Raw genomic sequence first — 25016 nt, 5'->3', positions numbered from 1 at the left:
GTGGTTAAGCAGCTGAATCGATGGGTTCGGCTTTTTTGCGTTTAAAAGGGAACTCTGCCGTGACCATACCGATTAAGATCAATACACATCCAGTAATCGCAGCTTTCGTTAATTGTTCGTTAATCAGTACATATGAGGTTAATGCAGCAAATACCGGTTCCAACGCATAAATTAATGCCACCCTGGTTGGTGAGGTTTTTGCTTGAAAATGTGTTTGAGCAAAAAAAGCAAAAGCTGTGGCGAGTAAAGATGTGACTAACAAAGCTGATAATACTTCCGCTCGCAGCATAATACTAGGAGTAAGAAATACAGATGTATCCTCGAATAATAGAGCCGATACGGTGGATAATACAGCGACGGTTATCAGTTGAATAATGGTTAAGGGTAAGGCATTATATAGTTTTGCGTATGCGGCTGTCGTAATAATCTGCATGGCAAAACTAACAGCACAGAAAAAGACGAGAACATCACCAATAGAGAGAGAAGAAGGTCCTCCCATTGTCATTAAATATAAACCGATGGCAGCTAGAACAATTCCAGCGACCGCTTGTACGGGAATTTTTTGATTTAACAGAAGCAATGAAAACATTGGCACAAGGACAACGCTCAGCCCTGTGATAAAACCTGCTTTAGCAGGTGTTGTATACAGTAGACCAGTGGTTTGAAAGGCATACCCTAGAAACAGCCAGATTCCAATTTTGATTCCGGATAGGATAAGTGGTTTGGTCCAAACTTTATCTTTCTTTTTGTGAGCAACTAACAAATACCCTGCTAAGAGAGTAAGCGAAGCAATAAAAAAGCGTGCTGCATTAAAGCTGAATGGTTTAAGGAAGGCTAGGGCATCTTGTACCATAACAAAAGTAGCTCCCCAAATAAATACGACCAACAGTAAACTAACGTCGGCTAAATACTGTTTCTTCATTCTTCATTTCCTTCGTTCAAACGAATGGCTCGTCTGGCTAATTGGTCTGCTGCCTTATTTTCTGAACTAGGAATCCATTTCAGAAAGAACAGGTCAAACTGTTCAGCTAACTCAAGCGCTTCGGAAAGCAATGGTGAATATCGTTTGTTTTTTACAAATTCTTTTTCAACGGCCTGAGAAATTAACTGCGAATCGGTCCGGAATGAAACCACTTTGTACTCATGGCGCAGACAAATTTTTAACCCATGTATGAGAGCTTGATATTCTGCTTCATGATTTTCTAGACTGCCAAGCGGGATCGAATGCCGGTGTACATCTCCATTATTATTGATGAAAATTCCAGCCCCGCTTGGACCTGGATTCCCTGCACTAGCACCATCAATATATACCTCAATCATACTTACGCCTCCTGCTGTTATCATGTACGCGTTGTTTAATAATACGCACTCTCTGCTATACTAAATAGAGAGTAAATGGATTTTTAATTGATTTTTTTATACACTAAATAGTATAGACGCTAAGACGGAAAATAGGTACGAAAAATATAGTTAAGGAGTTACTCAATATGAAGGTAATCATGCATTGGAAATACGGTGCAGCAAGAAAACCAAACGCAGTTTTTACTTCTGAATGGATGGATGCACAAGATGCCTTAACGATTATTGATGATCTTGAAAAAGCAGGAAGAATGAAAGAAGTCGAAGTAAGTGATGAACTGGGCACTACCTGGTCAAAGAAAGAACTGAAGAAATTACTTGCCAAAGTGGAAGAAGAACCCCAAGAAGCCACCGTATACTTTGATGGAGGCTATCAAAAAAACTCTAAATTGTCCGGACTTGGCGTTGTTATCTACTATCGACAAGGAAAAGAGCAATGGAGAGTAAGAATAAATCGTCTGCTGCAAGAGCTTGATACGAATAATGAAGCAGAATATGCTGCTTTTTATGAGGCAGTGACACAGCTTGAGGAATTAGGTGTTCGTCACCAGAGTGTTACCTTTAAAGGAGACTCTCAGGTAGTCCTTAACCAGCTTTCCGGTGAATGGGCCTGTTTCGAAGAAGTATTAAACCAGTGGCTCGATCGGATTGAAAATAAGCTGAAACAGCTCGGAATTATCCCAGTATTTGAACCTATTGGAAGAAAAGAAAACACGGAAGCTGATAAATTGGCTACTCAAGCCCTGAATGGAGAAGAAATCAGCAGTAAATTTAACCTGACTGCAAATAGCAGGGAGACTGATTAAGTACGAGCAGAAGGAGTTTGAACGACAAATGGAACGAAAAAAATATTTTGATGAAGTAGAGGACATCTTTTCCTTTGATTGTAAAGATTGCTTTGTATATAAGCATTTTAAAAAGGAAAAAGGTAAACGGTACGCTCATAAATTTTGTATTTCTGAATGTACGGTAGGCGAAAAGTTAAAGATGATAGGCAATAAATTAGGCGGTTAAGGTTAGACCGAGGGGAATTAATAAATTTTAGTTACATTAATTACTAATTTTTGTTATTATTGTTAAAAAAAGCACCATGAAAGAGGAGTGCTAATGACTAACCAAACCCTTAGTAACCATGGCGTACCACTCTCGATATCTGATATCGATTTATTGATAGCTAAATTAACCATGAAACCACAGGAATTGCCTTCCATCTCGATGAACGGTCATTCTAGAAGTTTAAAAGAACGAATTGCAGAGATTACACTAAAAGTTGAAGAAGCAACCCACCAATTACGTGATATTTTTAAAACGGTAAAATGGACAGGAAACGTACCTATTGCTGCGATTAAACATGATATTATCCCAATCATCAGTCAAGCAGCAGAATTTCCTCATGTATTTTTTTTATACGATGAGATGAAACAACGAGATGAATACACCTATAGGCATAATATTTGTGTCGGGGTGATAGCCGCTTATATTGGGAAATGGGCAGGACTTACGGAACAGGAATTGTCTGAACTGACACTTGCTGCGACTCTTCATGATGTCGGGAAGATGATGGTGAAAGAGGAGATTTTGCATAAACCTGGGAAATTGACAGCAGCAGAATATGAACAAGTTAAGCAGCATACAGTGTTCGGATATAGTTTGTTAAAGAAAATTCCCAATCTGCCCCCAAGTATTGCGTTAACTGCCTTACAGCATCATGAGCGAGAGAATGGCGGAGGCTATCCCTTACAGTTAAAAGGAGCTAACACCCACCTTTATGCTAAAATTGTGGCGATTGCAGATGTGTTCCATGCGATGTCCTCTAAACGTGTCTATCATGATGCTATGCCATTTTATAAAGTAATTAAGCAAATGAAAGAGGATGTTTTCGGAACGTTTGATCCATCCTTGTTACTTATTTTCTTAAACAAAATCATGAAGTCGCTGGTAGGAAAAGAAGTCCTCTTAACCAATCAGAGAATTGGACGCATAATCATGATTGATCCTTATGATCCAATAAATTCCTTAATACAAAGTGATAATCAAATCATCGACCTGCGTTTTCAAAAAGATATCCAAATCGATCGAGTTTTAGGTGGATGACATCATTGCAAATTTTTTGATTTTTAAGCAGCAACAGATATTGACATACCGGATGATATTTTGTACGATAATGTACAATATAATTGACCGAATGTTGAAGGAAGATTAGTATGCATGTCCTGTTGTGACAGAGAGCGGTGTTAAATGCTGAAAGACCCGCCACAAAAAAGGATGCAGAACCTGCTTCTTGAGTCTCAGATTAAAAATCTGGGCGCTGCCTGCGTTATAGGTAAAGTGGGATGCAGGAAGTCTGCGTTCAATTAAGGTGGTACCACGGAAAAACTCTTTTCGTCCTTTCATAAGGATGAATAGGGTTATTTTTGTACCTAAAAAAGGATAAATTGGTGTTTTTAGACTTGGAGGAAATCGTTTTGGAAAATAAGCGGATTGTAATAAAAATTGGCAGCAGCTCATTAACGAATAGTAAAGGAGAAATCGATCAAGAAAAATTTATTGATCATATCAAGGCGGTTGCGGAGCTGCGTCAAGCAGGGTATGAAGTCTTAATGGTTTCCTCTGGTGCAGTGGCTACGGGATTTAGGAAATTAGGTTATTCATCGCGCCCAGTTACATTAAAAGGGAAACAAGCGGCAGCAGCAGTAGGGCAGAGTTTACTTATTCAATCTTATACAGAGCAATTTAGTCAGTTTGGTATTATTCCCGCTCAAATCCTGTTAACCAGAAATGATTTTTCCAGTCAGGACCGATATAAAAATGCCTATGCAACCCTGACCGAATTACTGGAGAGAGGCATCTTACCGATTGTAAATGAAAATGATACGGTATCCATTGCTGAGCTTACATTTGGTGATAATGACATGCTTTCTGCTCTTGTCAGCGGCTTAGTCCATGCAGATCAGCTAGTGATTTTAACAGATATAAACGGGGTGTATGATTCAAATCCTCTTACGAATCCAGCGGCGAAAAAATTTGATTATCTTTCAGAAATTACCGATAACATGATGGAAATGGCGAAAGGGTCAGGTTCAAAAGTAGGCACTGGCGGTATGAAATCTAAATTGACGGCCGCTCAAACGGCAATGTCTCTAGGTGTGAAAGTCTTTATTGGAACGGGAAGCGGCAAACATAAGCTCATTGATATAATGGAGGGCTTGGGTGACGGGACGTATATCGGCCAAGCTGTGATGTCTGCCGTTACAAACCGAAAGCAATGGATTTCACTGCATTCAAAGGTAGCTGGAAAATTATTTGTTGATGAAGGTGCAGAGCATGCACTTGTGAGTTGTGGAAGCAGCTTGCTGCCAGCAGGAATATATCAGCTGCAGGGCTCCTTTATCCCGGGAGATGTGGTAGAGGTATACGGGTCAACAGGACTGCTCGGAAAGGGTGAGGTGGCATACTCCGATAGTGAATTAATGAAGGCGATGGGGAAACGGAGTAAAGATCTGCACTATCCAATCGTAGAAGTCATTCACAGAGATAAATGGGTAAAAATAGCGGGGAGGGAATAGGATGAGCGAAATAATGGAAAAGGGTCGTGCTGCAAAGGCTGCAAGTTTTCAATTAATCGGCATGTCATCTGAAGCAAAGGATCTTGCATTGAAAAGCATTGCTTCACAACTAATAGAAGATCAAGAAATTATTTTACATGAAAATAGTAAAGATCTAGAAGCGGGAAAAGCAAAAGGGTTTACCTCATCTGTTTTGGACAGAATTTTGCTGACCGAAAAGCGGATTAAAGATATGGCTTCGGCGATCAACCTTCTCACAGAGCTGCCAGACCCAATTGGGGAGACGCTTGAAACGATTGAAAAAGAGAATGGACTGCTTATAAAGAAAACGCGGGTGCCGCTTGGCGTAATAGGAATGATTTACGAAGCACGCCCTAATGTGACAGTTGATGCGGCAACCTTATCGCTTAAAACCGGGAATGCGGTCATCCTTCGCGGTAGTTCTTCTGCCCTTTACTCGAATAAGGCACTAGTTACATCCATTCACAAGGCGTTGAGTAAAACAGAACTTCCCGTTGACGCTGTCCAGTTGATTGAAGATACAAGCAGGGAAACCGCTAAAGAGTTATTCCACCTAAAAGAGTATTTAGATGTCCTCATCCCAAGGGGCGGCAAAAACTTAATTGATACAGTAGTTAGAGAATCAACGGTACCTGTTCTTGAGACGGGCGCAGGAAATTGTCATATTTATATTGATGAAAGTGCAGAACCAACTATGGCTGAACGAATTGTTGTAAATGGCAAAACACAGCGCCCATCTGTTTGTAATGCAATAGAGAGCTTGTTGATCCATGAAAACTGGTTTAATAAGCATGGAGCGGAGCTTTTAACATCTCTCGTAAATAAAGACGTTGAGATTTTTGGTGATCACGCCATATGCAAAGTCTTGCCAGAAGCTAAATTAGCAAGCGAAGAAGACTGGGGTTCAGAGTACTTAGCACTTGCCATCAGCATTAAGGTAGTCAAAGATACGGCAGAAGCCGTAGAACATATTAATCAATATGGAACCAAACATTCCGAAGCCATCATTACGAACGATCAACGTAACGCAGCGCGCTTTTTACAAAATGTTGATGCGGCTGCTGTTTATCATAACGCTTCCACTCGTTTTACTGACGGGTTTGAATTTGGGTATGGTGCTGAAATCGGGATCAGTACACAGAAACTTCATGCACGTGGACCGATGGGACTTCAGGCTATGACGTCAAGTAAATATTTGGTGTATGGTACGGGACAAATCCGCGAGTAATGTGCTGATGGGTGTTTATGGAAGGTTACGGCAGCTGTTTCCTGGGTACGTATTTAGTAGATACCTACTTAAAAAGGAGATAGATAAATATGTCAATTCATACCATAAACGTATATGATACAGAAGAACAAGCACTTGCTGGATTAGAAGAGTTAAAGAATAAAGGATACAAGACAGACGATATATCCATTGTAGCAAAGAACGCTAAAAAGCTTGAAGAAGCTGCTGATGACGTAACAACGACAACAGGAGATGGCCTAGTCGCTGGTGCAGCTACAGGCGGAGCTATTGGCTTAACGGGCTTGCTGGTCGGTATGAGCAGTTTTGCTATTCCAGGAATCGGACCATTGTTAGCAGCAGGACCAATCATCGCAACGCTCGGCGGGGCAGCAGCTGGATCTGTTGTCGGCGGCGGTTTGTCCGGAGCATTTAAAAACGCTGGTCTCACATCAGAAGAAGCAAGCCGTTATGAAGAAGATGTAAACAACGGAAAAATATTAATCATTGTGGATCGGGTATAACGAAAAAGCTAAGGACTCCTGCATTTTATGCAGGAGTCCTTTTATGTAATCCTCGTGCAATGCGACGGCCGAGAAAAGACCCAAGTGAATAATCCTCACTTGGGTCTTGATTTAAGTTGCGATAGGGATTTTGGTCTTTAGTCTTGAAAATTTTCCCTTCCTTAAAGTATATATTTAAGAAGTTTCATTTCCAAACCAGTGTGATGGCTTTGGACGAATTGAAATATTTATTTGTTTCGTTTCTAAGTATTCTTCAAACCCGTATGTTCCTAGCTCCCTGCCAATCCCACTTTGTTTATACCCACTCCAAGGAGCTTCATTGTATGTATTATGATAGGTATTAATCCATGTAATTCCAGCGCGCAATTTACGAATGACACGTAATGCCTTTGAACCATCTGCTGTAAATACTGCACCTGCTAAACCATATTTAGTTCCATTAGCCAAAGTAATAGCCTCTTCTTCAGTTTCAAAAGTTTGTATAACTAAAACTGGACCAAATATTTCTTCTTGAACAATTCTCATTTCAGGTGTTGTATCTGTGAAAATGGTCGGGGCAATAAAATATCCCCTTGAAAGTTCTTCATCTTCTAGTTTATATCCTCCACAGAGCAATGTAGCTCCTTCGTTTTTTCCTATATCAATATAATTAAGTACTCGATTCATATGATTCTCACTGATAAGCGGTCCCATTTCAGTACCTTCCATTAATCCTGGTCCAACCTTAATTTTTTGTGCTCGTCGTACCAACTCTGGAACGAACTTATCATATATTGACTTTTCTAACAGTAAACGTGAACCAGCAGAACAAACTTGTCCTTGGTTGGAGAAAATCGCGTATAGTGCGTGATCAACAGCTGTTTCAAAATCTGCATCCGCGAATACTATATTTGGAGATTTCCCACCCAATTCAAGTCCTACTTTTTTAATCGTTTCCGCTGCACTCTTCATAATTCGAATACCGGTTTCTGTTCCTCCTGTAAAAGCAACTTTGTCTACTTTCGGATTACGCACGAGCTCAGCTCCGACTGTAGCTCCAGGACCTAAAACGAGATTAACAACACCAGGTGGAAATCCACTTTCATCGAATATTTCAAATAGCTTAATTAATGTAAGCGGAGTGTGTTCAGCCGGTTTAATAACGATTGTACATCCTGCAGCAATTGCTGGTGCGATTTTTTGGACAGCCATTACCAGTGGATAATTCCATGGAATTATCTGCCCTACAACACCGACCGGCTCTCGAACAACCATAGACTGCATATCTTCTGGTACATCAAAAGTTTGTCCTTTTGGTTTAGTAGCAAGGCCTGCAAAATATTGTAATTGATTGATTGCATCCTGAATATCATATTCAGCTTCCCTATAAGGCTTTCCGTTATTTAATGTTTCTAATTTAGCAAACTCTTCAACTCTATTAGTTAATTTATCAGCCACTTTATAAAGTAAATCAGCTCTTGAACGAGCACTTGTTTCTGTCCATTCACCTTTATCAAATGCAGATCGAGCAGCATTTATTGCTAATTTTACATCCTCTTCTGATCCATCTGCTACATTAGTAATTACTTCACCATTTGCTGGATTAGTAATATCTCTTGTTTCTCTATTAACTGAATGGAGCCATTTCCCATTGATAAACATCTTCTCCATTAACTAATCACTCCTTTTTGCACTCTATGTATATATTGGCCTAATAAATTGATTAACTGGACAGTCCCTTTAACTTCTTCTTGATTCGGTTTTCTCGCATAAAAAATAGGAGGGATTAAAACGGTAATATAATCGCCATAATTAGGAGAAAAATCGACAAGCCAATTTTGATTTTCTTGGTTATAATAAATTTCTATCTTTTCAAAATCTATTATATGACAAATATCAATTATTTCATTATTATTATTCAATAAATCAGCTAGTTCTCGATGACCGGAACTAGAAGCAAATTGCGGGTTTTTTTAAACCAGAGGCATAGGTTTATAATACACCTGAAGTGAATGCCATGGAAATGTCTGTGAATTATATGCGTGCCGTCAAAAAAACTATTACGGCTTTGAAAATATTGACGAAGTGATTATTGAAGGCCATGCACAAGATCCTGAAAATCCTGTAACAATCATTGCTAAAGGTTTGAAAAAAGTTAAAGAAACAGCAGCCAAACTATAAGTTGACTATTCTAACTATAAGCAGTCATACAAATTTAATATAGGTATGACTGCTTCTTTTTTTAGCTTAACATCTTTCTTAGATCTTTAATATTAGCAGGTTAACGGAACTCTGGTTAACAAATCTTTGAGGTGTAGAGTCTTTTTTTATTATCTGACTCTTACTTCGTTATGCAGGAAACGGTATAATGAATAGACGTTAGACATAAAAAAGATAGATAAGGTGAGTTGCATGAAGTTAGTCATTGCCGAGAAACCTGATCAGGGTTCAACATTGGCTTCCCAATTTAAAACTAAGAAGCAACAGGGGTTTATTGAAATTCTCCCCAATGAGCTTTTTCCAGATGGGGCCTATGTGACCTGGGCTGTCGGACATTTATGTCAGCTCATTAATCCAGAAAGCTACCGTCCTGAGTGGAAGAAGTGGTCACTTGATACGCTGCCGATGATTCCTGAAAAATTCCAATATGAGGTATCACGTTCAAAAGCAAAACAATTTCAAGTTGTGAAAACACTTTTACGTAAGTCTGAAGTAACTGATATTATTCACGCAGGTGATGCAGGGCGTGAAGGGGAACTGATTGTGCGAAATGTCATTCAGCTTAGCGGGGTTAAGAAACCTATGCAGCGGTTATGGATTTCCTCATTGACCCCTAAATCGATTTATGAGGGATTTGAAAATTTATTGCAAGAAGAGGAAACGCGTCCGCTCTATCATGAAGCGTATACGAGAGCGTGTGCTGATTGGGTAGTTGGCATGAATGCCTCACGTGTTTTTAGTATTCTCTTAAAGAAACAAGGAATGTCAGATGTGTTTTCAGCTGGCCGCGTCCAAACACCCACGTTGGCCTTAATTGTTAAACGTGAACAGGAAATTGATCAATTCAAGTCTAAGCCATTCTGGGAAGTATTTGCTGACTTTAAAATGGACAGCAAGAAATACCAAGGGAAATGGCAAAAAGACGACGAATCTAGAATAGATACTAAAGAGATGGCAGAAAATATTGCTGCTTTTTGCAAGGGAAAAGAAGCAGAAATAACGAAGATGGATACAGAACGAAAAGAGTTTCAACCACCGTTATTATTCAATCTATCATCCTTACAGGCCACAGTTAATAAGATTTATAAATATTCTCCGAAAATGACTTTAGATATTGTACAAAGTCTGTACCAAAAGGGAATTGTCTCCTATCCTCGTTCCGATTCCAACTATGTAACCCCAGGGGAGGCAGAAAGTTTTCCAGAAATACTGGGTAAATTGAGTAAGCTGACAGAGTACGAATCACTTTTTCCGTTGCCAAAAGAAAGTATTATGAATAATAAACGGTTTGTGAACGAGAAGAAAGTTACCGATCACTATGCCATCATTCCAACGGAGCAAGTAACAAATCCAAGCCGCCTCACAAATGAGGAGAAAAATATCTATGATCTTATTGTTCGAAGATTAATTGCTGCCCATTATGACTCGGCTATTTTTGATTATACGACCATTAAAACCATGGTGGATAAGCGTGCGGAGTTCATCTCGAAAGGGAAACAGCAAATCCAAGACGGCTGGAGAAAGGTTATTTTTCAGGAAGAGAAGGAAGAAAAAGATATTTTGCTGCCAAATGTTTCCCAAGGTGATCAGGGAGTGGTAGCAAAGGTTAAGGTCAAAGAAGGGAAAACTCAGCCGCCAAAACGCTATACAGAAGGACAGCTGATCACGCTTATGAAGACTGCTGGTAAACATCTGGATAACGAAGAGCTTGAAAAGGTCCTCATGAAGACTGAAGGCCTCGGTACTGAAGCGACTCGTGCTGGGATTATTACGATGTTAAAAGACCGTAAGTATATTGATGTGAAGAAAAACTTGGTATACGCAACTGACAAAGGAAAAGTGCTTATTCATGCGATTGGTGAAAAGATTCTTGCCTCACCGGAAATGACCGCAAAGTGGGAGCAGCGACTGCGGGAAATTGGTGAAGGAAAGGCATCCCCAGGTGCGTTTATGGAAAATGTGAAAAAGCTGTCGATGAAAATTATTGATGATGCAGTTGCTTCTTCAAATGACTGGAATTTTGAAGGGCTGGATACAGAATCCATTCAGGGTACTTCGAAGAATCGAAGGTCCCCAACATCAATGGGTGCATGCCGCATTTGCGGCGGGAAGGTCATTGATAAAGGAAAGTTTTATGGGTGTGCCAGCTACGCAAAAACAAAGTGTTCGTTTACCATATCGAAAAAAATCTTATCAAAAAATATTACTCAAGCAAATATTAAAAAGCTGCTGCAAACAGGCGAAACAGACGTAATCGAAGGATTTAAAAAAGGGGAAAAAACCTTTGCAGCCATTCTAGCCTGGGAAGAAAACAGTAAGAAAATTAATATGAAATTCCCTGACCGAAATACAAAAGCAAGCAGCAGACAGGCCTAAAGGCCTGATCTGCTCAATAAAAAAAGGCTCCTGCTTGAATCGGGTTCACGAATATAGTAAAATTTTAAGATGCGTTTGAATGGGAGGATAACTTGATGCCTACACCGAGCATGGAGGATTACATAGAACAAATCTATTTATTAATCGAGGAAAAAGGATATGCCAGGGTTTCCGATATTGCTGGTAATCTCTCCGTACATCCTTCTTCTGTTACGAAAATGGTACAAAAACTGGACCAAGAAGAGTATTTAGTCTATGAAAAATACCGCGGACTCATCTTAACGCCTAATGGAAAGAAAATTGGAAAAAGGTTAGTGTACCGCCATGAATTATTAGAAAAAATGTTACGCTTAATTGGCGTGAAAGAAGAAAATATTTATCATGATGTTGAAGGAATTGAACATCATTTGAGTTGGAATGCTATCGATCGAATTGGTGACTTAGTCGAATTTTTTGAGGAATCGCCAAAAAGAATCGAAGAATTAGAAGTCATACAAAAGAAAAATACAAAGTAAGCAGCCTAAGCTGCTTTTTTTTTTGGAAAAATAGCTTAATCATGAAACTTATCTTTTGTTTCTTCGTAAGAATAAGTAATGGATGGGAGTGTGACGATAAATGGTACATAGCTGGCATAAGGAAGCACAAATCAAATGGGACTATTCTGCAAAGAATTGGGCAGCCAATTCCAAAGAAATGTGGGATGAAGGCAGCAGGAAAACAATTATTCCATTCTTTGAAGAGCATATTCCTCTAGGCAAGGTTGTTGATTTAGGGTGTGGTGACGGATACGGATCATTAAAGCTTGCTCGAGCTGGATTTCCCGTGATAGGTCTAGACTTGTCACATAAAATGATTACAGAAGCAGCGGAGAAAACGGAGGACCAAGATAATCTATCCTTTATTCAAGGGGATCTGACAGCGCTGCCTTTTGAAACGGAAGAAGTGGATGCTGTCATGGCCATTAATTCCATCGAATGGACAGAAAAGCCAATCGATGCTCTAAAGGAAATTAAACGGATTCTTAAACCCGGCGGATACGGATGCTTTGCGATCCTTGGACCTACATCCGGCCCAAGAGCAAACAGCTATCCGCGGCTTTATAATAAAGAAGTAATTATGAACACGATGCAGGCCTGGGAATTTCTTCAATTAGCAGAGGAAAACGGCTGGGAACTCGTCGCCGATACGGGAGTACCCAAGCAAGGTGTCGACTACACAAAACTAACGCACCTTTCAAAAGAGTTACAACAAGCACTCTCCTTTATGTGGCTGTTTGTACTTAAGAAAGCGGAGATTTAGTAGCCGACATCGTAAAAGTACCTTAGATGGAATCCAATTTGGGGGATGGGAGATACCCCCTAGTCAATTCAAATAAAGGGAGATGTAAGTTGTGGAGAAATTTCATATTAATGAGTTTATTTCGAAAACAAAACAACAAGATAAAGGGCAGGGCCTGTTTGAATTAGAAACAGAACGGATCCTTGAAATTAATTTAGAAAATCAAATTTGGGCGAAGACAGGCTCGATGATATCCTATCGCGGCAATATCAAGTTTGAGCGTGAGGGAATCCTAGAACATGGACTAGGAAAAATGTTTAAAAAAGCGTTCACAGGTGAAGGGGCTTCCATTATGAAAGCGACAGGGCAAGGAAAATTATATGTTGCAGATCAAGGAAAAAAAATCTCTATTCTAAATTTGGCTGATGAATCAATCTGTATAAATGGCAATGATCTGCTGGCTTTTGAATCCAGGCTGAAGTGGGATATTAAATTAATGCGGAAAATTGCGGGACTGTTAGCGGGCGGGCTGTTCAACGTAAAAGTTGAAGGTACCGGGATGGTCGCTTTCACCACACACTATGAACCGCTCACTTTATTAGTTGAGCCGGGAGATGCCGTCTATACGGACCCCAATGCAACTGTCGCGTGGTCAGGCCATCTTACGCCGGAATTCGTAACTGACGTATCATTAAAGACATTTTTTGGACGTGGAAGCGGGGAATCCGTACAAATGAAATTCGAAGGATCTGGATTCGTTGTCGTACAGCCTTTTGAGGAAGTCTATTTTTCAGAAAAACAATAAATTATTTTGGCTGTGAGTAGGTGTGAGAGAATATGCTGAAAGAATTAAGTGAAAATTGGAATAAGTATTGCAGTGAAGAAAATTTTATCGGAATTGGTTCGACGAGAAAAGTATATAGAGTCGACGAATATGTGATTAAATTACATTTACATAAACTTGGTTATAAGCAATCCCAAAATGAATTACATATTTACAATGTAATGGCGAAAAAAGGGCTGCATGAATTGTTTGCTAAAGTTTATTATGTAGACGAAACTATTTCGATTCAAAAATATTATCAACCGTTGGAATTAAAGAATCATCAATCATTTGAAATTGATGGGAACATTGATGCACAACTCATTCCGGATTTGTATGAAGAAGTGTTAGAGTTATTAGACCAGGATTTTGATTGTTTTGATTTAAAGGACAGTTCAAATTACGGGATGAATGAACAAGGCAAACTTACCTTTATTGATTACGGTATGAGTAAAAATTTATATACAAACTCTTGGGTTCCGTTAGCAGAAGCAGGTATTATTCCACAAATTGACGTTGAGGTTTGTGGAATGTGTGGACTTAAGAAAGAACTGCGAATGTACGGAGATCATGATCATGATCTCCGGTGTTATTCGTGTGGCAAAGAATAGTTTGATTAATGAAACGTTTGGATCTTTCCAAACGTTTTTGATATTTCTGGGCATGAAGTACAGTAGTAAATCTGAGAAAAAAGTCGAACCGTGGACGTATGGAACAGAAATGGGTATATTATGCGGTAAACTGGGTTAATTATGGCATGATTTCAGGAAGGTACTTCCAATTAACTGGAACTAAGTAATTAAGTGTATCTTTCCATTTGAAGGTAAGCAGAAAAGAGAAGATTTTGTGGTATAATAGTATTGAGAGGGAGTGGTATCGTGAGTAATAAAAACAAATTCGAGGCTGGAGAACGGGTTAACATTACTAGCACAGGTGAAGAAGTTACGATCAAAAAGTGGCATTATGTTGTAAATATGAAGAAGGTTTCATATGTTGTGAATGAACATCCCTCCACTTTTTACTTTGAGGATGAGCTAAAAAAAGCATAACCAAATAAAAAGGCTGTCTTTGCGTAATTCGCTCGGACAGCCATTTTTCATTTTATTCGGTTACTTGCTATTTCCATTCATATGGAGTCTGTTGATAGACGTAATAATTCAGCCAGTTGGAGAACAGCAGACTGCAGTGGCTTTTCCAGCGATGTAATGGGATCTTCGATGAATCATCTTTGGGATAATAATTTTCCGGAAGCTGCGTGGGAACTCCCCGTTCGTGATCTCTTACATATTCTGCCCCGAGCGTATCAGAGTCATATTCAAAATGGCCGGTGCTCATAATTCTTTTCCCATCCTTCGAAGCAATCAACAAAATTCCTGCTCTTTCTGATTCTGCGAGAACGGTTAATTCAGGGTGTTGTTTTAAAGCGTTAAAGTCGATGTCCGTGTATCGAGAATGCGGAGCCAAAAAGTGGTCATCAAATCCTCTGACAAGGAACTCGTTTGGATGCAATACCTCATGAGAAAATACTCCAAAACATTTATTGGGCAGTTCATATTTATTAATTTGGTAATGATGATGCAGGGCCGCCTGTGCTCCCCAGCAAATATGCAGAGTAGAGGTAACGTTTGTTGTGCTCCAATTCATAATCTCCATCATTTCTTCCCAGTAATCCACTTCTTCAAATGCCAACTTTTCAACAGGTGCCCCCGTAATAATCATTCCATCAAATTTTTTATTTCTAATTTCTGAAAAAGGTTCGTAAAATTGGTCGAGGTGAAGTTTACTGGTGTTTTTTGCTTCATGAGTTGTTAGTTTTAAAAAGGAAATATTAATTTGAATGGGTGTGTTGCCTAGATAACGGAGGAGATGAGCTTCCGTTTTTTCTTTTTCCGGCATAAGATTGAGAATAATGATATTCAGCGGCCGAATATCTTGTTGGGTGGCACGAGTTTCCGTCATCACAAAAATATTTTCTCTCTCAAGTATTTCCTTAGCAGGCAGTTCAGGTGGTATATTAATAGGCAATGGGAAGCCTCCTTTTTCATTAGAATTAAAGAAAAATCAATAGTTGTATTATATAGAAAATTCATACGATTGTAACCTTTTTTGGGAAAGTTAGCGTCCAACCTTTCTCATTTTCAGCAAAATGATAAAATAGGCGCAATTTAAATAGGGGCCAATGGATGTAAGTTAAATCTTAGAATGTGAGGTGTTCGTGCGTTGTTTGATCCAACAGCATTTGAAAATATGAAAGTAGTGGTAGAAGGAGCTGTTTACGATCATGATTTTTATGGGGATATAGTTGTCACAAATCGACAAGATCTCGTTAATCTTGCTCATCTATCCAGGCAATTTATAATGGAAATGGAATTAAAATCCCCTCTTTCGGATACCCCTGTAGTAGGAGTGGTCAGTCTAGGTGCTAACTTAGAAAATCTAAGTGCAGAACTGCTTCCAAATCAGTCGCCATTTAACGAAGGTTCTACGATTACAGTGGCTCTAAAAATGGCACGGCAGCTGGAAGGTATTCAAGGCGGGCAGCTTCTTACGATCATTGAAGGGATTTGGGGAAGCGATCGCCATATAGAGTTAATCAATCATACATACCGAGATAATAAGAATAGTCAACTAACCTATACAACCGAATGTAAAATTTCATTTGGACGTTTAATTAAAGAAGAACAAATGGACGATCTCACGGATATGCTGGATACCTTAATTGAATCGTTAAAGAAAACGGATGGTTTTTTGAAGACGTCAACCCCTATGTAAAGTGTGCTGGATAGGGTTGTTTCGGAACACTGATAATGGTTTTAATAATGGGAATGAAGTAAAATTAAAGCAAACATAGAAGGAGTGTTGCTTGATGTCTATTTACGATTTCGAAGCGAAAAAAATTACCGGAGAAACGATTTCTCTTGAGGCATATAAGGGTAATGTCCTGCTCATTGTTAATACAGCGAGTAAGTGTGGATTTGCTCCTCAATACGAAGAACTGCAAACACTATTTTCACGTTATGAAGATCAAGGATTTACCGTTTTAGGTTTTCCCTGCAATCAATTTATGGGGCAGGAGCCTGGAGATGAACTAGAAATTGATGCTTTTTGTAAACTTAATCACGGTGTAACGTTCCCTATGTTTGCTAAAGTAGATGTAAAGGGAGAGCATGCACACCCTTTGTTCACGTATTTAACCGAACATGCTCCTGGTATGCTTGGTTCGAAAAAAATCAAATGGAACTTTACCAAATTTCTAGTTGACCGCGAGGGGAATATTGTAAATCGCTACGCACCAAAAACAAAACCATTTGAATTCGAAGATGAGATTAGTAACCTTCTTAAATAAGTTTTAATCCCGGTGCCCATTGTGCATCGGGATTTTTACTTTTTTTAGAGGAAATAGAAATCCGTGAGCGAACATATTAGGTGAATAGGAGCGAGGGGGGACAAACATGAGTGAACGGATTGCATGGGTAACGGACAGTACAGGTTGTTTAGATGAACAACTAAAAAAAAGGAATGATCTATTTATCGTTCCAATGGTTGTTATTATTGATGGACAAGAGTATGAGGACGGAATTAATATTCTTCCTAACGATTTAGCTCAAATCATGAAAAATACTTCTTCTATCCTTACAACTTCTCAGCCGTCGATTGGAACCTTTACTGAGTTATATAAAAAGCTTGAACAAAATTTTGATCGAATTATTTCGGTTCATGTTTCTGGCCGCTTGAGCGGAACGGTTAATTCGAGCCTTCAAGCGGCAAAACTTGTTTCGATTCCGGTACATGTCTTTGATTCAGAACTAATCTCTTATCCAATGACACTGATCTTAAAAAAGTTAATCAATGAAATAGAAAACGGCTCAACAATTGAAGATGCCTTACACCTAGCACGTACCTATCGAAGCAATCATGAAACGTATGTGTTAATTGGTTCGCTTGAACAGCTGCACCGGAGCGGACGATTGTCTAGTGCTAAGTATATTCTTGGAAGCTTATTAAAGTTGAAGCCGATTATTTCTATCCAAAAGGGCAGCTTGGAAACAAAAGAAAAAGCGAGAAGTGAGTTAAAAGCGGAGAACCTTATATTTGAATGGTATCGAGCAGCAAGTGAAAGTATTCGGGAATGCTGTATTTTATACGGATCAACTCCTGAACAGGCTGGCCGGTGGCGTGAGAAAATTCTTTCAATCACACCGAATATGAAGGTCCATATTTATCCATTAGGCAGTGCTATTTCTGTTCATACTGGAGCTGAAACGCTTGGAATCAGCTGGTTCAATGAAAAGTAAGGACATCGTTCTGTTCTGGGCTAAAAAGTGCCTTCCATGGTAGAATAGGTAAGGTATCAAAAAGGAGCAGACTTATGAATCAATCAATTAGAGATGCCGAACAGTTTGTTAAAGAAAACCTTGGTCAAGATAGTACTGGTCATGATTGGTATCATTCAGATCGAGTGAGAAAGATAGCTGTACATATAGCGAAAAAAGAACAACTAGGTGATAGCTTCATCATTGAATTAGCTGCACTCTTGCATGATATTCCGGATGACAAGCTGCATGACAATGAAGAAACGGGACTGGCTCTTTTAGATAGTTGGTTTAGAAGGAATAATCTTGCCGACTGCCAAGTGAAAGAGATTAAACAGATAATTGATAGTATTTCATATAGCAAAGGGCAGACGGATCTTCCATCGATAGAGGCTAAAATTGTTCAAGATGCTGATCGAATTGATGCACTTGGGGCCATAGGGATTGCCCGAACTTTTGCCTATGGGGGTAAAAAAGGGCAACTGCTTTATGATCCAGCGATTTCTGTAAGAGATTCAATGAACAAAGAGGAATATCGAAATGGAACAAGTACGTCCATTCATCATTTCCATGAAAAGCTATTGAAGTTGTCTGACATGCTTCATACCGATACAGCAGTAGCGATAGCCAAGGAACGTCAACAATATATGGAAGAGTTTTTACAGCAATTTAATAAGGAATGGGATGTATTACTATGAAAGTATTCAGCATGGAGAAAATTAAAAAAACACAAGGTGATAAAACGATTTTTAATAATATTGCCTTTTCCATTTCAGAAGGTGACAAGATCGGTGTCTTGGGTGTTAATGGAACGGGAAAATCAACATTATTAAATATCATTGCAGGAACTGAAGACTACGATGAGGGAATGAAAGATCATCCAAACGATTATTCTATCTCCTACCTAGATCAGGATCCGGTTTTTAATGAAGATTTAACGATTATGGAGTACCTATACGCTAGTGACTCGCCAGTATTTACCCTAATTAAGAACTACGAAAAAACCTTATTAGTTCTACAAGAAAATCCTCAAGATTCAGCCGTACAGGATCGTCTATTACATCTACAGCAAAAGATGGATGAAATGGGCGCTTGGGAAACCAGTGCAGATGCCCGGACTTTTTTGACTAAACTTGGGCTGCCTGACTTTTCAAGATCGTTATCGGAACTATCAGGCGGTCAAAAAAAGCGGGCAGCGCTTGCTAAAACACTGATAGAAACGCCTGATTTGCTTATTCTAGATGAACCGACCAACCATCTTGATTTTGAAAGTATTAAATGGCTGGAAGAATATCTGGCAAAGTATCCTGGTTCAGTTTTATTTGTTACACATGATCGGTACTTCTTAGATAATGTAGCTAAGAAGATTTGGGAAATCGAACAAGGAAGTCTTTATGAATACAAAGGGAATTATGCTGATTTTCTTGAAGCCAAAGCGATCCGCGAAGAAAACGAATCGCAGGATAGAGCGAAAAAAGAAAACTTATTTAAAACAGAACTTGCTTGGATTCGCAGAGGCGCGAAAGCACGTTCGACCAAACAAAAAGCTCGGATTCAACGGTTTGAGACACTTGAAGAAAATGTGAAAAATAAGACGAAACAAGAAAGTTTAGAAATTGGGCTCAGCGGAACACGGCTAGGTAAAAAAGTGATTGAATTAAAGGAGATCTCTAAATCATTTACCAACGATCCTCTTATTCAGTCTTTTTCATTCCTGTTTAAACCAGGCGATCGAATTGGGATTGTCGGAAGAAATGGTACGGGAAAATCAACATTATTAAATATTTTAGCTGGCACGATTCCAATAGATTCAGGTGAAATCGAAATTGGTCAAACGGTTAAAATCGGGTATTATACACAGGTGAACGAAGAGATTGATCCAGGTTTGAGAATGATTGAATACATTCGAAAAACAGCTGATGCTATCACGTTGAAAGATGGCAGCATTATAACGGCCGCACAAATGCTTGAAAAGTTTTTGTTCCCGCTTAATACGCATGGTACACTAATCCGCAAGCTTTCCGGCGGCGAAAAACGCAGACTGTTTTTATTGAAAATTTTAATGTCATCTCCAAATGTTCTGCTTTTAGATGAGCCGACGAATGATTTAGATACTCAAACATTGACCGTACTTGAGGATTACCTCCAAACTTTCCCGGGCGTCGTTGTGACAGTATCGCATGATCGCTATTTCCTCGATAAAACCTGTGATCATCTCTTTGTATTTAGAGCAGCAGGTACCATAGATTTCTACTATGGCGGTTATACGGACTTTCTTGAAGATGAAAAAGCAGAACAAGCACCTGCACCAGTGAAGCGTCCCGTTGTTCAAGAACGTACGGAGAAAAAGAAAAAATTAACATATGCAGAAAAGATTGAATGGGGAACCATTGAAGAAGATATGGAGAAAATTGAAGAACGACTGGCTGCAATCACGTCTGAAATGGCGGTCGCCGGCAGTGACTTTGAGAAAATCCGACTATTGCTTGAAGAAGAGGCCCAGCTAACCGAAAAATTAGAGCAAACGATGGAAAGATGGGAATACCTAGCTGAGAAGCAAGAGGATCAATAAGTGAAAACGGCTTTCTAGACTTGTTCTGGAAGGTCGTATTTTTTTTGAAGACAAGGTGAATGACAATATTTTCAACTCATGCGGATTATATGTGTTCACGAAAGGAGTATGTTAAAATCGAGACATATAGATGTTTCGAAGCAATAAAGGAGAGATTAATGTGAATATATTATCGATTGAACCAACACCAAGTCCAAATACGATGAAAGTCAACTTATCCGAAGAACTGCCGGCGGGCAGAAGCAATAATTTTAAAAAGAACTTTGCTGACCAAGCGCCGCCATTAATTCAGGATATATTAAAAATTGATGGAGTTACGGGCGTCTACCACGTTGCCGACTTCCTTGCAGTAGAACGCAATGCGAAATATGATTGGCAGGATATCTTAATTCAAATACGGAAAATCTTTGGTGAAGAAATAACGGATGAATCGGCCCAAAAAATTCTTGATCATTTTGGTGAAGTATCGGTTTTAATTCAGCAATTTAAAGGGATTCCCATGCAAATAAAACTGAATGATGGCAGCAGTGAAAAAAGGTTTGCTATGCCTGAACACTTTGTTGTGGCAGTAAAGATGGCTCAGAATCTAGAGGACAATGTCGTCATGCTCCGAAAGTGGAAAGATTACGGGGTCCGCTATGGTGAACTAGATGCGATTGGTACAGAAGTGATGGAAGAATTGGTCGCTGCTTATCCACAAGAGCGTTTGAATCAACTGGTTGAGATTGGACAGAAGAGTACAGATAAAACATCAGCGCCTATAAAGAGGGAAAAGGTAAAGCTTACAGCAGAAATGCTTGAAGATGAAAGTTGGGAAAAACGCTACCAAGCTCTTGTTCAAATGGAAGATCCAACGGTTGAAGATTTGCCATTACTTAACCAGGCTTTAGCAGATACAAAGGTATCGATCCGCCGACAAACCGTAGTTTATTTGGGAATGATTGAAGATCCAATCGTATTACCATATCTTTATAAAGGCCTGACAGATAAAAATTCTGGTGTACGCAGAACGGCTGGAGACTGCTTATCAGATCTAGGTTTCCCTGAGGCTATGACTGAGATGGCTAAAGCACTTAAAGATAAAAATAAGCTAGTTCGCTGGAGAGCTGCCATGTTCTTGTATGAATCTGGTGATGAATCGGTCATTGAAGCGTTAAGAGAAGCAGAAAATGATCCTGAATTCGAAGTAGCGATGCAAGTAAAGATGGCGATTAATCGGATTGAAAACGGAGAAGAAGCAAAAGGATCTGTATGGAAGCAAATGACGGATTCACGACAGTAATAGAAGGACTTTCTTTCTTTCCATAAATGGGAGGGGAGTCCTTTTTTATCTGCTTTAATTATCGGTGTTTTCTATTTATTCAGAAAAATAATTTGCTAAAATATACGAATTTTCTTGAAATTCTTCGAAAAGTTTTCTATATTGATAAGAAAACAAGGGGGAGAGACACAATGAAAAAAGACCTAAGAATCCGCAGTAAAGTCATCAGTGAGGGAGGACCAACCCGTGTACCTAACCGGGCTATGCTTCGAGCAGTCGGATTTACGGATGAGGATTTTAAAAAACCGATGATTGGCATTGCGAGCACATGGAGTGAAGTGACGCCGTGTAATATACATATTGATGAATTAGCTAGAAGAGCCAAAAAAGGGGCGCGTGACGCTGGCGGAGCGCCTATGATCTTTAATACAATCACCGTTTCCGATGGTATATCAATGGGAACAGAGGGAATGAGATATTCTCTTCCAAGCCGTGATTTGATTGCCGATTCAATTGAAACAGTAGTTGGTGGTGAAAGCCTGGATGGATTTGTCGCCATTGGCGGCTGTGATAAGAATATGCCAGGCTGTATGATGGCGATTGCCCGTATTAATCTGCCATCCATCTTCGTATATGGGGGAACCATTCGCCCAGGTACTATCAACGGTAAGAATATTGATATCGTTTCAGCCTTTGAAGGCGTGGGCGAATACAATGCAGGTAAGCTGGATGAAGCAGGATTGAAAAAGGTAGAATGTAACGCTTGCCCTGGTGCAGGATCATGTGGAGGAATGTACACAGCTAACACCATGGCTAGTGCAATTGAAGCGATGGGAATGAGTTTGCCGGGAAGTTCGTCTAATCCAGCTGAAACAGATCAAAAACAAGACGATTGTTACCGTGCCGGCGAGGCAGTGTATAGAATGCTTGAGCAAGACATCTACCCGCGGGATATCTTAACGAAAAAAGCCTTTGAAAATGGCATCACGATTGTTATGGCACTTGGCGGATCAACGAATGCTATTCTTCATCTGATGGCGATTGCCCATTCTGCTGAAGTCGATTTATCACTGGAAGACTTTAACCGTCTTCAGAAAAAGGTACCGCATATCGCTGACTTACGTCCAAGCGGACAATATGTTATGGAAGACCTTCATAAAATCGGTGGAATTCCCGCTGTGATGAAGCATTTATTGAAAGCAGGATTACTTCATGGTGACTGTTTAACCGTAACCGGGAAAACCATTGCTGAGAACTTAGAAGAATTCCCTGATTTTGAGGAAGGCCAAAAAATCATTACACCTGTAGAACAGCCGCTGTACCCAGATGGTCCGCTTGTTATCTTGAAAGGGAATCTGGCCCCAGAGGGTGCGGTTGCTAAAGTTTCCGGTCTTAAGGTGAGAAGCTTAACGGGGACAGCTAAAGTATTTGATGACGAGCCAAGTGCTACTGAAGCCATTTTAAATGATGATGTCGTTGCCGGTGATGTGGTTGTCATTCGCTACGAAGGACCTAAGGGCGGCCCAGGAATGCCAGAGATGCTCTCAATCTCCGGGATTTTAGTTGGAAAAGGGTTAGGAGAATCGGTTGCCTTGTTGACGGATGGGCGTTTCTCAGGCGGCACACATGGTTTGGTTATCGGTCATATTGCACCAGAAGCACAAGTTGGAGGTCCAATTGGGCTCATTCAAACAGGTGATATTATTACAATAGATTCTGATAAACAATTGCTTGAAGTTAATCTTTCTGAACAAGAATTACAAGCGCGGAAATTAGATTGGAAAGCTCCTAAGCTAGTTGCTAGAGGGCAGCTTGCTAAATTTGCCCGTCTAGTCTCTTCTGCTTCAAAAGGTGCAGTAACAGATGCTTTTGAAGATGAAACAGCACCAGAACCACAAAAGGTTAAGTAAAGGCAAGGCGTCCAATCAAAGGGCGCCTTTTTTTAACACCTAGATGAGCTTGCACTTTTCTTGTATTCCATGCTTGTTGTACGGTATGCTAAAGATATAGTAGGAATTGAGGAGGAAGAAATAATTATGTCAAGTGCATATGATGAATATATGAAAGAAGTCGTAAAGCCCATGCGTGCCGAGTTAACGAATGCAGGGTTTAAGGAACTGACAACACCTGAAGCTGTAGAAGACTTTATTGAAGGTGTAGAAGGAACAACGCTTGTTGTAGTGAATTCCGTGTGCGGCTGTGCTGCCGGTCTTGCACGTCCAGCGGCCACACAGGCTGTTCTGCAATCAGAGAAAAAACCAGATCATTTGGTGACAGTTTTTGCTGGTCAGGATAAAGAAGCAACAGCTAAAATGCGTGAGGTCTTTGGTGATATCGAGCCATCTTCTCCGTCAATGGCATTATTGAAAGGGAAAGAAGTAGTTCACTTTATTCCTCGTTATGATATTGAAGGACAACCAATGGAAGAGATTATGGGGAATTTACTAACGGCGTTTAATCAAGTTAAATAAGATTCTGCAAAGGAGAATGGGGAGTCCATTCTCCTTTGCTATGCCAGAGAAGCAAGGAGTGGCAATATGTTTGTAACGACCGCTGGGCGAACAAATCCTGAAATGGTTGACCATGCGAAGAGTTTGGCAGATGAGTTAAGTGTCCTGTACATAAAACGGGAAAAGCGTTCGATAAAGGACTTACAGCATCAACATGGTGATGAGTGTTTAGTTGTAGGGAAAAACAGGCTGGAACTTCATAAATTAGGAACGGCAGAGCCTTTCTTTTTCCATCCTAACCTCGCAATGCTTCGCTTAAAACGTCTATTGCAAGGAGAAGCAGATCCTTATTTGGCAGCAGCCGGGATACATAAAGGGAGCAGGGTGCTGGATTGTACGCTTGGCCTTGGTTCGGACGCAATTATCGCGAGCTTTGCAGCTGGAGAAAATGGGTCAGTTGTTGCTGTTGAAGCGGATCCAGCCATCGCCTGCATTGTCAGAAACGGCTTGAACCATTGGCAGGACGTTCAAAATGAAATTCAAGAAGCCATGAAAAGAATTGAAATTAAAACAGGTCATCACCTCGATATCTTAAAAACTATACCGGATAAAAGTTTTGATGTTGTATATTTTGATCCAATGTTTGAAGAAAGTGTACTTGAATCCAACGGAATCCGAGGATTAACTCACTTTGCATCGAGAGAGGATCTAACTGAAGCTGCGTTAAATGAAGCGAAACGAGTGGCCGTAAACAGAGTCGTGTTAAAAGATCATTATAGAAGCACACGTTTTAATCAATTTGGCTTTAGCGTCATGAAAAGAAAAACATCAACATTTCATTATGGGTTTATAGAAACGAACAATTAAGAGAGGCCGGCTGCGTATGCAGCCAGCCTCTTTTTGATTGATAAAGTGCTCAAGTTAAAGTTGAATATTCAGCTCTAGTAAACTTAACTGTGCAGAATAGTAGGATAAGTGTGCAAAACAGAGTCGTTTCTGTGCAGATGCAGCTCATTTCTGTGCAAAATAAGCCAAAACGTGTGCAAACC

26 protein-coding genes are annotated in these 25016 nt (G+C 39.8%); 21 read left to right on the top strand and 5 right to left on the bottom strand.

Features of this window, described 5'->3' with window-relative positions; genetic code table 11:
- Positions 1-4: 4 nt before the first annotated feature.
- Positions 5-922 (bottom strand): DMT family transporter, encoded by a 918-nt coding sequence (locus MHI18_RS04340; protein ID WP_340846184.1) that lies wholly within the window; start codon positions 920-922, stop codon positions 5-7.
- A complete protein-coding gene (locus tag MHI18_RS04335; protein ID WP_340846183.1) occupies positions 919-1320 on the bottom strand; it encodes a reverse transcriptase-like protein in 402 nt (133 codons plus the stop codon). Before MHI18_RS04335 ends, MHI18_RS04340 begins: the two co-directional genes overlap by 4 nt.
- A gap of 167 nt (positions 1321-1487) precedes the next feature.
- Here MHI18_RS04335 and MHI18_RS04330 point away from each other — a divergent pair, with 167 nt between their 5' ends.
- The 6 genes from MHI18_RS04330 (at position 1488) to MHI18_RS04305 (ending at position 6695) form a co-directional block, all read left to right on the top strand.
- On the top strand, positions 1488-2165 hold the full coding sequence (locus MHI18_RS04330; protein ID WP_340846182.1) for a reverse transcriptase-like protein: 678 nt from the start codon (positions 1488-1490) through the stop codon (positions 2163-2165).
- A 28-nt stretch (positions 2166-2193) separates the two neighbouring features.
- Complete coding sequence (locus tag MHI18_RS04325) at positions 2194-2373, top strand: zinc-finger domain-containing protein (RefSeq protein WP_040374786.1); 180 nt, start codon at positions 2194-2196, stop codon at positions 2371-2373.
- 93 nt (positions 2374-2466) lie between these two features.
- Entirely contained in the window at positions 2467-3453 is a 987-nt protein-coding gene (locus MHI18_RS04320) for an HD-GYP domain-containing protein (RefSeq protein WP_340846181.1), read from the top strand.
- Between the two features lie 371 nt (positions 3454-3824).
- A complete protein-coding gene (gene proB / locus MHI18_RS04315) occupies positions 3825-4925 on the top strand; it encodes a glutamate 5-kinase (protein ID WP_340846180.1) in 1101 nt (366 codons plus the stop codon).
- Position 4926: 1 nt separating this feature from the next.
- Positions 4927-6174, top strand: coding sequence for a glutamate-5-semialdehyde dehydrogenase (locus MHI18_RS04310; protein ID WP_340846179.1), 1248 nt, complete (start codon positions 4927-4929; stop codon positions 6172-6174).
- A gap of 89 nt (positions 6175-6263) precedes the next feature.
- Positions 6264-6695 (top strand): general stress protein, encoded by a 432-nt coding sequence (locus MHI18_RS04305; protein WP_340846178.1) that lies wholly within the window; start codon positions 6264-6266, stop codon positions 6693-6695.
- Between the two features lie 174 nt (positions 6696-6869).
- Here MHI18_RS04305 and MHI18_RS04300 read toward each other — a convergent pair whose 3' ends face one another.
- Together MHI18_RS04300 and MHI18_RS04295 are read right to left on the bottom strand one after the other, a co-directional pair.
- Complete coding sequence (locus tag MHI18_RS04300) at positions 6870-8345, bottom strand: aldehyde dehydrogenase family protein (RefSeq protein WP_340846177.1); 1476 nt, start codon at positions 8343-8345, stop codon at positions 6870-6872.
- The gene (locus tag MHI18_RS04295) at positions 8345-8596 is read right to left on the bottom strand and encodes a hypothetical protein (RefSeq protein ID WP_340846176.1); all 252 of its coding nucleotides are present in this window, start codon (positions 8594-8596) and stop codon (positions 8345-8347) included. The genes MHI18_RS04300 and MHI18_RS04295 overlap by 1 nt, the downstream gene beginning before the upstream one ends.
- Positions 8597-9086: 490 nt before the next feature.
- On the opposite strand from MHI18_RS04295, the gene MHI18_RS04290 reads away from it, so the two are divergent.
- The 6 genes from MHI18_RS04290 (at position 9087) to MHI18_RS04265 (ending at position 14420) form a co-directional block, all read left to right on the top strand.
- Positions 9087-11270 (top strand): DNA topoisomerase III, encoded by a 2184-nt coding sequence (locus MHI18_RS04290; protein ID WP_340846175.1) that lies wholly within the window; start codon positions 9087-9089, stop codon positions 11268-11270.
- A 95-nt stretch (positions 11271-11365) separates the two neighbouring features.
- A complete protein-coding gene (gene mntR / locus MHI18_RS04285) occupies positions 11366-11785 on the top strand; it encodes a transcriptional regulator MntR (protein WP_340846174.1) in 420 nt (139 codons plus the stop codon).
- Positions 11786-11885: 100 nt separating this feature from the next.
- Positions 11886-12569 carry a class I SAM-dependent methyltransferase gene (locus tag MHI18_RS04280; protein ID WP_340846173.1) on the top strand — a complete coding sequence of 228 codons (684 nt, stop codon included), beginning with the start codon at positions 11886-11888 and terminating at the stop codon, positions 12567-12569.
- 91 nt (positions 12570-12660) lie between these two features.
- Positions 12661-13353 (top strand): AIM24 family protein, encoded by a 693-nt coding sequence (locus tag MHI18_RS04275; protein WP_340846172.1) that lies wholly within the window; start codon positions 12661-12663, stop codon positions 13351-13353.
- A 32-nt stretch (positions 13354-13385) separates the two neighbouring features.
- The gene (locus MHI18_RS04270; RefSeq protein ID WP_340846171.1) at positions 13386-13982 is read left to right on the top strand and encodes a protein kinase; all 597 of its coding nucleotides are present in this window, start codon (positions 13386-13388) and stop codon (positions 13980-13982) included.
- A 267-nt stretch (positions 13983-14249) separates the two neighbouring features.
- Positions 14250-14420: a hypothetical protein gene (locus MHI18_RS04265; RefSeq protein WP_169732064.1), complete on the top strand. Its 171-nt coding sequence runs from the start codon at positions 14250-14252 to the stop codon at positions 14418-14420.
- 67 nt (positions 14421-14487) lie between these two features.
- On the opposite strand, the gene metA is transcribed toward MHI18_RS04265, so the two are convergent.
- Complete coding sequence (metA, locus tag MHI18_RS04260; RefSeq protein ID WP_340846170.1) at positions 14488-15396, bottom strand: homoserine O-acetyltransferase MetA; 909 nt, start codon at positions 15394-15396, stop codon at positions 14488-14490.
- 195 nt (positions 15397-15591) lie between these two features.
- Here metA and MHI18_RS04255 point away from each other — a divergent pair, with 195 nt between their 5' ends.
- The 9 genes from MHI18_RS04255 (at position 15592) to MHI18_RS04215 (ending at position 24834) form a co-directional block, all read left to right on the top strand.
- Positions 15592-16143, top strand: a complete 552-nt coding sequence (locus MHI18_RS04255) for a hypothetical protein (protein ID WP_340846169.1) — start codon at positions 15592-15594, stop codon at positions 16141-16143.
- Between the two features lie 94 nt (positions 16144-16237).
- Positions 16238-16717 (top strand): glutathione peroxidase, encoded by a 480-nt coding sequence (locus MHI18_RS04250; RefSeq protein ID WP_340846168.1) that lies wholly within the window; start codon positions 16238-16240, stop codon positions 16715-16717.
- 106 nt (positions 16718-16823) lie between these two features.
- Positions 16824-17666 (top strand): DegV family protein, encoded by an 843-nt coding sequence (locus tag MHI18_RS04245; RefSeq protein ID WP_340846167.1) that lies wholly within the window; start codon positions 16824-16826, stop codon positions 17664-17666.
- Positions 17667-17740: 74 nt separating this feature from the next.
- A complete protein-coding gene (locus tag MHI18_RS04240; protein ID WP_340846166.1) occupies positions 17741-18382 on the top strand; it encodes an HD domain-containing protein in 642 nt (213 codons plus the stop codon).
- Positions 18379-20256 (top strand): ABC-F family ATP-binding cassette domain-containing protein, encoded by a 1878-nt coding sequence (locus tag MHI18_RS04235; RefSeq protein WP_340846165.1) that lies wholly within the window; start codon positions 18379-18381, stop codon positions 20254-20256. The genes MHI18_RS04240 and MHI18_RS04235 overlap by 4 nt, the downstream gene beginning before the upstream one ends.
- Before the next feature lie 160 nt (positions 20257-20416).
- The gene (locus MHI18_RS04230; RefSeq protein ID WP_340846164.1) at positions 20417-21538 is read left to right on the top strand and encodes a conserved virulence factor C family protein; all 1122 of its coding nucleotides are present in this window, start codon (positions 20417-20419) and stop codon (positions 21536-21538) included.
- A gap of 170 nt (positions 21539-21708) precedes the next feature.
- A complete protein-coding gene (ilvD, locus tag MHI18_RS04225) occupies positions 21709-23427 on the top strand; it encodes a dihydroxy-acid dehydratase (protein WP_340846163.1) in 1719 nt (572 codons plus the stop codon).
- A gap of 126 nt (positions 23428-23553) precedes the next feature.
- Positions 23554-23988 (top strand): BrxA/BrxB family bacilliredoxin, encoded by a 435-nt coding sequence (locus MHI18_RS04220; RefSeq protein ID WP_040375612.1) that lies wholly within the window; start codon positions 23554-23556, stop codon positions 23986-23988.
- Positions 23989-24054: 66 nt separating this feature from the next.
- Entirely contained in the window at positions 24055-24834 is a 780-nt protein-coding gene (locus MHI18_RS04215; RefSeq protein ID WP_340846162.1) for a class I SAM-dependent methyltransferase, read from the top strand.
- The last annotated feature ends 182 nt before the right edge of the window (positions 24835-25016 follow it).

This window comes from Peribacillus sp. FSL H8-0477 (assembly GCF_038002765.1).
Classification (GTDB): Bacteria; Bacillota; Bacilli; order Bacillales; family DSM-1321; genus Peribacillus.
The sequence above is the reverse complement of the archived record's forward strand: the minus strand, read 5'-3'. Positions and strand labels throughout refer to the sequence as shown.

Excerpts from the sequence above, each read along its gene's own strand:
- MHI18_RS04340 (WP_340846184.1), bottom strand. The coding sequence starts at position 922 with ATGAAGAAACAGTATTTAGCCGACGTTAGTTTACTGTTGGTCGTATTT.
- MHI18_RS04335 (WP_340846183.1), bottom strand. The coding sequence starts at position 1,320 with ATGATTGAGGTATATATTGATGGTGCTAGTGCAGGGAATCCAGGTCCA.
- MHI18_RS04330 (WP_340846182.1), top strand. The coding sequence starts at position 1,488 with ATGAAGGTAATCATGCATTGGAAATACGGTGCAGCAAGAAAACCAAAC.
- MHI18_RS04325 (WP_040374786.1), top strand. The coding sequence starts at position 2,194 with ATGGAACGAAAAAAATATTTTGATGAAGTAGAGGACATCTTTTCCTTT.
- MHI18_RS04320 (WP_340846181.1), top strand. The coding sequence starts at position 2,467 with ATGACTAACCAAACCCTTAGTAACCATGGCGTACCACTCTCGATATCT.
- MHI18_RS04310 (WP_340846179.1), top strand. The coding sequence starts at position 4,927 with ATGAGCGAAATAATGGAAAAGGGTCGTGCTGCAAAGGCTGCAAGTTTT.
- MHI18_RS04305 (WP_340846178.1), top strand. The coding sequence starts at position 6,264 with ATGTCAATTCATACCATAAACGTATATGATACAGAAGAACAAGCACTT.
- MHI18_RS04300 (WP_340846177.1), bottom strand. The coding sequence starts at position 8,345 with ATGGAGAAGATGTTTATCAATGGGAAATGGCTCCATTCAGTTAATAGA.
- MHI18_RS04290 (WP_340846175.1), top strand. The coding sequence starts at position 9,087 with ATGAAGTTAGTCATTGCCGAGAAACCTGATCAGGGTTCAACATTGGCT.
- mntR (WP_340846174.1), top strand. The coding sequence starts at position 11,366 with ATGCCTACACCGAGCATGGAGGATTACATAGAACAAATCTATTTATTA.
- MHI18_RS04280 (WP_340846173.1), top strand. The coding sequence starts at position 11,886 with ATGGTACATAGCTGGCATAAGGAAGCACAAATCAAATGGGACTATTCT.
- MHI18_RS04270 (WP_340846171.1), top strand. The coding sequence starts at position 13,386 with ATGCTGAAAGAATTAAGTGAAAATTGGAATAAGTATTGCAGTGAAGAA.
- MHI18_RS04250 (WP_340846168.1), top strand. The coding sequence starts at position 16,238 with ATGTCTATTTACGATTTCGAAGCGAAAAAAATTACCGGAGAAACGATT.
- MHI18_RS04245 (WP_340846167.1), top strand. The coding sequence starts at position 16,824 with ATGAGTGAACGGATTGCATGGGTAACGGACAGTACAGGTTGTTTAGAT.
- MHI18_RS04240 (WP_340846166.1), top strand. The coding sequence starts at position 17,741 with ATGAATCAATCAATTAGAGATGCCGAACAGTTTGTTAAAGAAAACCTT.
- MHI18_RS04235 (WP_340846165.1), top strand. The coding sequence starts at position 18,379 with ATGAAAGTATTCAGCATGGAGAAAATTAAAAAAACACAAGGTGATAAA.
- ilvD (WP_340846163.1), top strand. The coding sequence starts at position 21,709 with ATGAAAAAAGACCTAAGAATCCGCAGTAAAGTCATCAGTGAGGGAGGA.
- MHI18_RS04220 (WP_040375612.1), top strand. The coding sequence starts at position 23,554 with ATGTCAAGTGCATATGATGAATATATGAAAGAAGTCGTAAAGCCCATG.
- MHI18_RS04215 (WP_340846162.1), top strand. The coding sequence starts at position 24,055 with ATGTTTGTAACGACCGCTGGGCGAACAAATCCTGAAATGGTTGACCAT.